At 70.7% G+C, this 10,356-nt stretch carries 6 protein-coding genes; 4 read left to right on the top strand and 2 right to left on the bottom strand.

Translation table 11 applies throughout. The annotated features are described in order from the left end of the window. Positions 1 to 204 precede the first annotated feature (204 nt). Positions 205 to 840, bottom strand: a complete 636-nt coding sequence (locus ACFOSH_RS38555) for a helix-turn-helix transcriptional regulator (protein ID WP_378245749.1) — start codon at positions 838 to 840, stop codon at positions 205 to 207. An 84-nt stretch (positions 841 to 924) separates the two neighbouring features. Next, a complete protein-coding gene (locus ACFOSH_RS38550; protein ID WP_378245747.1) occupies positions 925 to 1,176 on the bottom strand; it encodes a hypothetical protein in 252 nt (83 codons plus the stop codon). A gap of 317 nt (positions 1,177 to 1,493) precedes the next feature. Between ACFOSH_RS38550 and ACFOSH_RS38545 the strand changes: the two genes are divergently transcribed. The 4 genes from ACFOSH_RS38545 (at position 1,494) to ACFOSH_RS38530 (ending at position 10,090) form a co-directional block, all read left to right on the top strand. After that, positions 1,494 to 3,578: a BTAD domain-containing putative transcriptional regulator gene (locus ACFOSH_RS38545; RefSeq protein WP_378245745.1), complete on the top strand. Its 2,085-nt coding sequence runs from the start codon at positions 1,494 to 1,496 to the stop codon at positions 3,576 to 3,578. 101 nt (positions 3,579 to 3,679) lie between these two features. After that, a complete protein-coding gene (locus tag ACFOSH_RS38540) occupies positions 3,680 to 7,333 on the top strand; it encodes a BTAD domain-containing putative transcriptional regulator (RefSeq protein ID WP_378245743.1) in 3,654 nt (1,217 codons plus the stop codon). Between the two features lie 112 nt (positions 7,334 to 7,445). Then, the gene (locus ACFOSH_RS38535; protein WP_378245741.1) at positions 7,446 to 8,717 is read left to right on the top strand and encodes an ABC transporter substrate-binding protein; all 1,272 of its coding nucleotides are present in this window, start codon (positions 7,446 to 7,448) and stop codon (positions 8,715 to 8,717) included. 11 nt (positions 8,718 to 8,728) lie between these two features. Next, positions 8,729 to 10,090 (top strand): GH1 family beta-glucosidase, encoded by a 1,362-nt coding sequence (locus ACFOSH_RS38530; protein ID WP_378245739.1) that lies wholly within the window; start codon positions 8,729 to 8,731, stop codon positions 10,088 to 10,090. The last annotated feature ends 266 nt before the right edge of the window (positions 10,091 to 10,356 follow it).

The following is a 10,356-nucleotide window of genomic DNA, read 5'->3' as shown; positions in this document are numbered from 1 at the left end:
TCCACCGGACGAAAACCCATAGCCACACCAGGATTCTCCCAGCATCACCAGCCCACACCAAAATCATCACCAGCAGGTCGCCCCAAAACGCAACAGCCTCTCAGAGTAGGCAAGGAGGCCTTCACGGACCGGACCGGCGAGCAACCCAACCAGACCCCAGCGGGTACCGAAGAACACTCACGGCTTCACGCGCGCCCCAGGGTGCTAGATGACCCCCGCCCGCACCGCGTAGGCGACGGCGTGCGGCCGGTTCTTCAGCTTCAGCCGTCCGGTGATGCCCTGGATGATGTGCTTCACGCTGCGTTCCGAGTAGCTGAGCTCACCGGCGATCTCGACGGTGTCCTTCCCCTCGGCCATCAGGCGCAGTACGTCGATCTCCCTCGTGGTGAGCCCGGCGGTGTTGACGCCCATCGGGTCGAGCACCTCGCGTTGCAGCCGTTCGACGTGCTTCAGCAGCTCGCCGAGCAGGCTCGGCGGGAGCACTCCGCCGCCGGTGGCGGCCGCGCGGACGGCGTGTGCCAGCCGTTCGCCGGTCGTCGCCGAGCGCGGCAGGACCGCCACCACCCGGCACTCGATGGCGGGCACCAGTTCCGCCTCGCTGATCTGGCTCACCACGAGCACCACCGGTTTACCGCCCTCGGCGGCCAGCCGTCGCAGCCAGAGCACGGTCTCGGGTGTCAGCCATTCGGCGGCGAACACCAGTACGTCGGTCTCGGCGCGCTGGTCCCAGTCCCGGATGTCGATCCCCTGCTGCGTGCCCAGCTGGCTGGCCAGGCCGGCCGTGGTGATCGGGTCGGGCGCGTGCACCGCCACGGTGATCTGTCGGGTTTCCGTGTCCACCTCTGTCCCCTCCGCTTGATCCGCGGCCCCAGTCGGATGGGACACAGTCTGCGAAGGAGCTCTTCACGAACTCTCCACGAGTTCTCAACGAGGCGTGAAGGACTTCGTGGCCAGCTGAAACGCCTCCACGTACTTGGGGAGTTCGTCCAGGATGTCGCGGAGCCTGTCCTCGGGTCCGGTGTAGTCCGGGTCGGCGAGCAGGGCGTAACCGTAGGCCAGGGTCCGCCGAAGCTCGACGATGCGGGATTCGGCTTCATCGGCGTCGATCACCAGCCTGCCGTCATGGGCGAGGCTGAGCAGAACGTCACCGGCGAACTGTTCATGATCCTGGCTCACTGTCACAGCATGCACAGCGACGCATGCCTTCGACCAGGGCCGAGCGACACTCTGCCCCCGAGAACGCCCGGCTTGCCCAGTCGCCCCTCACCTGTCCGCACCCTGAAAACCACATGAACGGGCACCAAACCTCGAACCCGTTCACGCACGTGAATCCTCTTGAACCGGACTACCCTGGCAAAACCCGAGAATGTCTCACGACAGGCGGACGAAACCCACACGCCGAGTGCCCGATTGATTGCGAAACCCACATCGCCACGACTAGGATTTTCGCCGAGCAGGCACTCTTCGGTAGTCGGACGCACAGGCGGCAGGTCATGGACGAGGTTTCCTCGCTGACGGTGCGGCTGCTGGGCGGTTCCCCCGCCCGGAACGGCGACGGCGAGATCGCACTGGGTCCCGCTCAGCGGCAAGCGGTCTTCGCCGCGCTCGCCCTGCACGCCGGCCGGTTCGTCTCCCGCGAGGAGATCATCGACGCCGTCTGGGGCGAAAGGCCCCCGGACAGCGCCACCGGCATCGTCTACACCTACGTCTCCGCGCTGCGCCGCGCACTGGAGCCGGCGGGCGAGCCGCTCGTCGCCACCCGCGCCGGCTACAGCCTCGACCTGCCGAGGCAGCAGGTCGACGTCCACGTCTTCGAAGCCGAGCTGGAGCGGGCCCGTGCGCACCGGCTCGCCGGCGCGCACCAGCGGGAACTGGAGTCGCTGCGCTCCGCGCTCGGGCAGTGGCGGGGGTCCGCGCTGAACGGGATCCCCGGCCCGTTCGCCGAGACCCAGCGCGCCAGGCTGAACGAACTGCGCATGAGCGCGCTCGAACGCCAGGCCGAGGTCGCGCTGCATTTGGGCGGCTACCGCGAACTCGTGGGCGAGCTGGCAGTGCTGGTCGAGCGCCATCCGTTGCGCGAAGGCCTGCACCGCATGCTGGTCACGGCGTTGTTCCGGTCCGGCAGGCAGGCCGAGGCAGTAGCCGCGTTCGACCGCGCCCGCGAGACGATCATCGAGCAGTCCGGTCTCGAACCCGGCCCGGAACTGCTGGCCCTGCGACAGCGGGTCCTGGACGGCGACCCGACGCTGCACCACCAGGACCAGCCGGAACGGCACCGGCCGACGCAGTCCCAGCCCGAACGGCCGTCCGCCTTCGTCGGCCGCGAGTTCGAGCTCGGCCGGATGCGCCGGCATCTGTCCGCCCTGCTGGAGGAGGGCCGCGGCGGGACGGTGTGGCTGGACGGCGAGGCGGGCAGCGGCAAGACAGCGTTCCTGGCGGAGGCCCTCGCCACGGCGAGAAGCCGGACAAGCTGGGTCGAAGCCGACGAACTGACCAGTGCGGTCCCGCTGAGCCTCATCGCCGACTCCCTCGGCGGCGAAGCGCTGGAAGATCTCGGCAAAACGGTCACCGAACTGTGCGAAGCCGGGCCCCGGGTGCTCGTCTTCGAAGATCTGCACTGGGCCGACGAGGAAAGCCTGCTCGCCTGGCAGCGACTTCACCGGTTCACCGCGCACCTGCCGCTGCTGCTGATCGGCTCGGCACGCCCGCTCCCCCGGCGCCGCACGCTCGACGTCCTGCGCTCACGGCTCGACGGCGAGATCGTCCCGCTGCCGCCGTTCGACGGCCCGGCCGTCGCCGCGCTCGCCGAGGAGACCCTGGCCAGGGATCCCGGTGAGGACTTCCTCGGGTCCGCCGCCGAGTACACCGCCGGCAACGCCGCCTACCTGAGCGAGCTGTTCGCCGAGTTCGCCGAAGGCCGCGAGATGACCACCGCGCCGCACAGCCGGATCGCCGCCGTGGTGGAAGATCATCTCGCCACGCTTTCTTTGGCGTGCAAACGAACACTCACGTCAGCCGCACTGCTCGGCTCGTCGTTCACGGTCGCCGACCTGACGGGCGTCACCGGCCGCGAACTGCGGGCGCTCATCGAAGCGGTCGAGGAGGCGCTCGCCGCCCGCGTGCTGGAAACCGAAGGGGAACGCCTGCGCTTCCGCATCCCCCTGGTGCGCTCGGTGTTCGCCGCGAACACCCCGCCCGCCATCCGCGCCGTGCTGCACCAGGAGATCGCCGCGACCATGGCGGGCTCCGGCGCGCCCGCGGACCGCGTCGCCGAGCAGCTGCTCCAGGTCGGCGACGAGCTGACAGCGCGCTGGATCCCGCAGTGGCTGCTCGACAACGTCCGCGCGCTGTCGACAGGCCCCGCGGTCGAACTGCTCCATCTGCTTTCGCACCAACGGAATCTCACCGAGGAGCAGCATCAGGACCTGGCGGGCGAACTGGCCGCGCTCCTGCTGCCCGAAGCGGGCACCGCGGCCACCTGGCCCGCCTCCCGCACCCTGGGGACGGCGCAGCCGTGGTGCGCGCCGCTGCACGCGTTCACGCGTCCCGCCGTGCCGCCCCAGCGCGGCGCGATCTGACCTACGCACGGGTACGCAACCGAACTGTTCCGGGCACGTCCTAAACTGCGGGGCACGGTAGTGATCCGGCCACTTTCGGTGAGGACAGAAATGGAGCCGGTGTGACCAACGGGCTGCGTGTCGAGCTGCTCGGGCCGCCTCGTGCCTGGCTCGGAGACGTCGAGCTGAAGCTCGGGCCCGCCCGTCAGCGCGCGGTCTTCGCCACCCTGGCGGCACGCCGCGGCCAGGCCATCTCGCTCGGCGAACTGATCGCCGGCGTCTGGGGCGGATCGGCGCCCGCCAGCGCCACCGGCAGTGTCCACACCTACGTCTCCGGCCTGCGCGGAGCGATCCGCAAGGCAGGCGGCGACGCGCACGACGTGCTGCATTCGTCCGGATCGAGCTACGTACTGCGGCTGGATCGCGAAGAGCTCGACATCAGCCGGTTCGAACAGGACGCCGCGGCGGCCAGACGACTGCTCGCCCGCGAGGATCAGCGTGGCGCGGCCGCCCGGCTCACCGCCGCGCTCGGGCTTTGGCGCGGCGAGGCGTACTCCGGTGTACCCGGCCCATTCGCCGAAGCCGAACGCGTCCGGCTCGCCGAACTCCAGCTGACAGCCACCGAGCTGCGGGCCACCGCGCTGCTCGGCCTCGGCGACCACCGTGAACTGGTGGCCGAGCTGACCGCGCTGGTGCAGCAGCACCCGTTGCGCGAGTCGCTGCACGAGACGCTCATGCGGGCCCTGCACGCCAGCGGGCGCCAGACCGAAGCGCTGACCGCCTACCGCGAAGCCAGGCGAGTGCTGCGGGAAGAACTCGGCGTCGAACCCGGTGCCCCGCTGCGCGACCTGCACCAGCGCATCCTGGACGGCACCGAAAAACCTGTCACCGGATCGAAACCGGTACCGGTACGCGTCGTGCCGCCGCCGGTGGCCAAGGCGATCGAACGCGGCGGCCAGGGAATCCTGCCCGGCCGGACCCGGCAGGTCGACCGGCTGCACGGATTCGTCACAGACGTGCTCGCCGGCCGCGGCCGCCCGGTCTGGCTCGAAGGCGAACCGGGCATCGGCAAATCGGAACTGCTGATCGCCGGGTTGTCGAACGCCGCCGCGCGCGGCTGCCAGCTCGCCTGGACCGCGGCCGACGAGCTCCAGCAACGGTTCCCGCTGCAGGTGATCATGGAATGCCTCGGGGTGCACCACGGCGCGGCGGATCCGGCCAAGGCCAAGCTCGCGGGCGAGCTGCACGCCGAGCCCGCGCACGGGAACTGGGGCCCCGCCGACCCGATCCTGTCCACTGTGGACAAGCTGCTGGCGCTGGTCGACGAGACCTGCGCGGCGGGCCCGCTCGTACTGGTGATCGACGACCTCCACTGGGCCGACGAGGCCAGTGTGCTGCTGTGGCAGCGGCTCGCCGCCGCCACCCGCCAGCTGCCGCTGCTGCTGGTCGCCGCCACGCGCACCGGGCACGGCCGCCGGGATCTGGCCCAGCTGCGTCGCGGGGTCGAGGCGAGGGACGGCGAGATCATGCCGGTCGAGGTGCTGACCGACGACGACATCGCCGCCGTGTTCGAGGTGGTACTCGCGGCGAAACTGGGGCCGAGCCTGCGCCCGCTGGTGCGGCGCGCGGCGGGGAATCCGCTCTACGCCAGGGAAATCGCGCACGACCTGGTGCGCACCGGCTCGCTGCGGATCAAGGCGGGCGTGGCCGAGGTGACGCTGGACGGCACCGAGAACGCGCCTCGGTCGCTGCTGGCCGCGGTGGGCCGCACGCTGGAATGCCTCGACCCGGCCACGACCGAGATCCTGCGCACCGCGTCACTGCTGGGCGCGGAGTTCGCCGTCGAAGATCTCGCCGCGCTCGCGGGCAAGAGCCCGCTGGAGGTCCTGCAGGAACTGGAACCGGCCACCACAGCGGGCGTGATCGAGTACGCGGGCGACAAACTCGCCTTCCACCATCCGTTCCAGCGGCAGGCGCTCTACGGCGGCATCGCCGAGCCGGTCCGCGCAGCGCTGCACCGCCGCGCCGCCGAAGCCCTCGCGCGGACGGGCGCGCCGATCAAGCGGGTCGCCGAGCAGCTGGCGGCCGGACCGGTGCCGTTCGACCCGTGGCTGGTCGAATGGCTCACCGCCAACCACATCGCGGTGTCGAACCGCGCCCCGCACATCGCGGCCGATCTCCTGCGCGGCGCGCTCGACAGCACGGTGCCGACGGGCGGGCAGCGCGAGACGCTGATCGCCGCGCTGGTGCGCGTGCTGTTCCGGCTCGAACAGGATCCGGAGGCCGAGGCCGAGCAGGCGGTGAAGACGGTCGGCGACAAGGCGGACCTGGCCCAAATGCGGCATGTCCTCGCCGCGCTGCGCTACCGCCGGGGCGACACCCCCGGCGCGATCGAGGCGCTCGCCGACACCGCGGACGACCCGTCGATGCCGGAACTGTGGCGCACCAGCACCCGGACGCTGCTCGCCAACTTCCGGCGCGGCACCCTCGACGATCTCGACGAGACCGAACGGATCGCGCGGGATCTGCACGCCGAAGCCGCCGAAGCGGGCGCGCGTTATCCCGCCGCGCACGCGCAGCAGACGTTGTGGCTCGTGCATTCGATCCGCCGCGAGCACGACAAGGCGCTGAGCGCGGTCGACGCCGCGCTCGAGACCACCGGCGACGAGGCCGAACTGGCGACGCTGCGCTTCGACCTGCTCGACAACCGCCTCTTCACCCTGCAGAACCTCGACCGGCTCGACGAGGCCGACGCCACGCTGCACGCCGGGTACGAGACGGCGGCACGGCACGGCCTGCCGACCGGTCCGCAGGTCTCGGCGGCCGTGCACTACTACTGGACCGGCCGCTGGGACGAGGCGCTGGCCGAACTGGACTCGGTCACCGAAGACGGTCCGGCGATCACCTTCTACGGGGTGCGCGAGCCGGGTGCCGCCGCCTTGCTGCTGCACGGGGTCGCCGCGCTGATCGCGGGCCACCGGAACGAACGCGTCTCCGTCCGCGCGCATCTGGAAGCGGCCGAGGCACACTCGCCGTCGAACTCCTCCGAGCGCGAGAGCTGCGACTTCTACCTCGCGGCCCAGGCGATGGCCGCCGAACAACGCGGCGGGCTCGACGACGCGCTGCGACTGTTCGCACCGGTACTGCGCCCCGACTACGCCCGGATGATGCTGCGCCACCAATGGCTTCCCGACGTCGTCCGCGTCGCGCTCGCGGCCGGGAACGACGCCGTCGCGCGGGAAGCGCTCGCCGTCTGCGCCGAGGAAGCGAGCCAGGAGACAGTTCCCGCCAGGGCCACCGCCGCCGCCGCCCGGTGCCGGGCGCTGATCGACGGCGATCCCGAAGGCGTGCTGGCCGCGGCCGATCACTACCGCGAGGTCCGCCGCCCGATCGAACTCGCGGCCGCGCTGGAGGACGCCGCCGAACTGCTCGGCCGCGCCGGCTACCTCGAAGCGGCCACCCGGTCGCTCACCGAGGCGTGCGAGGTGCTCGGGCCGGTCGGCGCCACCTGGAACATCCGCCGGGCGGAGAACAGGCTGCGCCGCTACGGCGTGCTGAGCCGCGCCGAGCGAGGTCCCCGGCACGCCGGGGCGCTGTCCCCACTGGAACTGCGGGTCGCGCGGCTGGTGGCGGCGAAGCTGTCCAACCCGGAGATCGCCGCGGAGCTGAGCCTGCCGAGGCGGACCGTGCAGTCGCTGGTGTCCCGGGTGCTGACCAAACTGCACGCCGACTCCCGCCTGACCGTCGGCGATCAGCTGCCGAGACGGCTCGCTTGAGTGGCCCTTCGGGCAACGCCGCCGTCCCTGCGGACGGCACGCGCTGCCACTGTCCGATCACCACGAGATGATGCGTTCGCAGCCCGCGAATCGCGCACGACCGAGGAGAACGATGACCCGCCCGCGTGGATCCCGCCTGGTGGCCGGACTGACCGCCTTCGCGCTGCTGCTCACCGCCTGTTCGGGCGAGTCCGAACCCGGCGGGCCGATCAAGCTCACCGTCGCCACCTTCGGCGAGTTCGGGTACGAGAAGCTCTTCGACGACTACGAGAAGTCGCATCCCGGGATCACCGTCGAGGGCCGGGTCGCCGACTTCGAGACGCACCACCGGCAGCTCGCCACCGGTCTGGGCGCCGGACGCGGCGGCGCGGACGTGGTGGCGATCGAGGAGCAGTACCTCCCCAAGTTCCGCCAGTCCACGGACAAGTTCACCGATCTTTCAGAATTCGGCGCGCAGAGCCTCCGGGAGAACTGGCCGGGCTGGAAATGGGACCAGGGCACCGCGGCCGACGGCAAGTTCGTGATGGGCCTCGGGACCGACATGGGCAGCCTCGCCCTCTGCTACCGCCGCGACCTGTTCGCGAACGCCGGCCTGCCCGCCGACCGCGAGCAGGTGGCCGCTTTGTGGCCGACCTGGGAGAAGTTCGCCGAGACCGGGGAGAAGTTCAGCTCGCGGTCGCCGGAGGTCAAGTTCGCCGACTCGGCGGGCACGGTCTACACGGCGATGCTCAACCAGGCGCAGGAGAACTACTTCGCCAAGGACGACACGTTCATCGCCGACACGAACCCGAACGTCCGCAAGGCCTTCGACCTGGCGGGCGGGATGGCGCTGAAGAAGGAGACCGCGGCGGTCACCACCTTCACCCAGCCGTGGACGGTGGCGATCAAGCAGAGCCGGTTCGCCGCGATCACTTGTCCTGCCTGGATGCTCACCCAGATCCAGGAGGCCGGCGGCCCGGAGTTGGCGGGCAAATGGGACGTCACCTCGCTTCCGGGCGGGGCTGGCAACTGGGGCGGTTCGTTCCTGACCGTCCCGAAGCAGGGCGCGCACCGCAAGGAGGCCTACGATCTCGCCGCCTGGCTGACCGCGCCCGAGCAGCAGAAACGGATCTTCCTGGAAAGCGGGCTGCTGCCGAGCGCGCTGGGCGCCTACCAGGACAGCGCCGTGCTCTCGCACACCAGCGACTACTTCAGCGGCGCGCCGATCGGCAAGATCTTCGCCGCGTCCGCCGAAGCCCTGCGGCCGAACTACCGCGGGCTGCGCGACGGCGAGGTGCGGCCCGTGTACGGGCACGCGCTCGGCCGCGTCGAAGAGGGAAAGCAAGCGCTCGACCAGGCCTGGGAGCAGGCTTCGACCGAAGGCCGCGCCGCGGCCGCCAAATGAACGGGGACGGCGTGGCGCGTGGGTTTCCGGCCGGGTTCCGCTGGGGCACGGCCACGGCGGCTTACCAGATCGAGGGTTCGACGACGGCGGACGGCCGCGGACCGTCCATTTGGGACACCTTCACCGCGAGACCCGGCCTGGTGCTCGACGGCGCCACCGGTGACCCGGCCTGCGACCACTACCGGCGCTACCGCGAGGACATCGCCCTGCTGAGCGAACTCGGCGTGCCGTACTACCGCTTCTCCGTCGCTTGGTCGCGGGTCATGCCGGACGGCCGCACGATCGAACCACGCGGGCTCGCCTTCTACGATCGCCTTGTCGACACGTTGCTGGAGCACGGGATCACCCCGATGGTCACGCTCTACCACTGGGATCTGCCGGAGGCGCTGCAGGCGGAAGGCGGCTGGCCCAACCGCGATCTCGCGGATCTCTTCGCCGACTACACGCTGACCGTCCACAAGGCACTGGGCGACCGCGTCCGGCAGTGGACCACGATCAACGAGCCGTTCTGCGCCGCCTTCATCGGCTACGGCAACGGCGACCACGCCCCGGGTCTCCGGGACGAGGGCGCGGCACTGGTCGCCGGGCACAACCTCATGCTCGCGCACGGCAAGGCCGCGCAGGCGTTGCGGGCGGGCGGTGGCGAGCAGGAAGTGTCCATCGTGCTCAACTTCGCCCCGGTGCTGACCGATGTGGACGACGCCGCGCACCGCGAGGCCGCGCGGCGATTCGACTTCCTGCACAACCGGTTCTTCCTCGATCCACTGCTCGGCCGCGGCTATCCGCCCGAACTGCTGGCGGATCTGGCGCATCTCGGCACACTCGAACCGGCGATCGCCGACGGCGACCTGGAGCTCGTCGCGCAGCCGCTGGACGTCCTGGGCGTCAACTACTACGCGCCCGCGCGCGCCGTCCCGCTCGACGACCCCGAGGCCGACAGCAACTGCCCGCTGCCCGGCCTGCGCGGGATGGACGTCACGCCACCCCGCGGGGACCTGACCTCGCTCGGCTGGGAGCAGCGGCCCGAGTCGTTCACCGATCTTCTGCTGTGGCTGCACGGACACTGCCCCGGCCTGCCGCTCGTGATCGCCGAGAACGGCGCCGCCTTCGTGGACAAGGTCGTGGACGGGCGAGTGCGCGACACGAACCGCGTACGGTACTTCGCCGAGCACCTCGCCGCCGTGCACGACGCGATCGAGCGCGGCGCCGACGTCCGCGGCTACATGGCCTGGTCGCTGCTGGACAACTTCGAGTGGGCCATGGGGTACACGCAGCGGTTCGGCCTCGTGCACGTCGACTTCGACACCCAGGAACGGGTGGTCAAGGACAGCGCGCGGTTCTACGCGGACGTGGTGGCGCGCAACGGGCTCTAGCGGTTCTGCCCGAGCGGTCCGATGTCGCCGAAAAACGACAACGCTCTCGACGCCGGAAACTATCGGCGGCCGGTTGCACGCCCCGGACATAGTGGCACGCAACAGGCCTTAGCGGTTCCGACCAAGCCGCCCCACATCACCGAAAAACGGCGACGCTCTCGACGCCGGAAACTGTCGGCGGCCGGTTGCACGCCCCGGACATAGTGGCACACAACAGGCCTTAGCGGTTCCGACCAAGCCGTCCCACGTCGCCGAAAAACGACGAC

The organism is Amycolatopsis speibonae (assembly GCF_042647925.1).
In the GTDB taxonomy this organism is placed as follows: Bacteria; Actinomycetota; Actinomycetes; order Mycobacteriales; family Pseudonocardiaceae; genus Amycolatopsis; species Amycolatopsis speibonae.
Note: the sequence above shows the minus strand (reverse complement) of the source record. Positions and strands in the feature narration are given on the sequence as shown.

Coding starts and splice junctions, on each gene's coding strand:
- ACFOSH_RS38545 (WP_378245745.1), top strand. CDS start 1,494: ATGGACGAGGTTTCCTCGCTGACGGTGCGGCTGCTGGGCGGTTCCCCC.
- ACFOSH_RS38535 (WP_378245741.1), top strand. CDS start 7,446: ATGACCCGCCCGCGTGGATCCCGCCTGGTGGCCGGACTGACCGCCTTC.